General features: G+C 55.6%; 1 protein-coding gene. It reads right to left on the bottom strand.

All coding sequences use genetic code 11. The features are described from left to right. The coding region (locus P5674_RS26320) for a Uma2 family endonuclease (RefSeq protein ID WP_315670534.1) at nucleotides 1–268 on the bottom strand (268 nt) is incomplete at both ends.

Raw genomic sequence — 268 nt, 5'->3', positions numbered from 1 at the left:
TTCAGTGCTTCCCAGCGGGGGCGACTCACCCAAGAAGCATCAGGGGAACGGATCGCACCATTGGGGAGAATAAATCCGGTGGAGGAGTCAAAAGCAACACCCAACTCTTCGTGGGCTTCATCCCAGCGATCGAGTTGTCCGATAATGCGGCTATTTCTTTTTCCCGATTCGCTCCCGGTGGGTGGTGTCACGAGCAATTCTCCTGTGGCTGTCCGTTCCAATCTTAAATCGGGGTTGGCGGCGGCGATCGCCTGGAATTGTTCAAGGG

The sequence above is a fragment of the Limnospira sp. PMC 289.06 genome, assembly GCF_032350395.1.
GTDB lineage: Bacteria > Cyanobacteriota > Cyanobacteriia > Cyanobacteriales > Microcoleaceae > Limnospira > Limnospira platensis.
The sequence above is the reverse complement of the archived record's forward strand: the minus strand, read 5'-3'. Positions and strand labels throughout refer to the sequence as shown.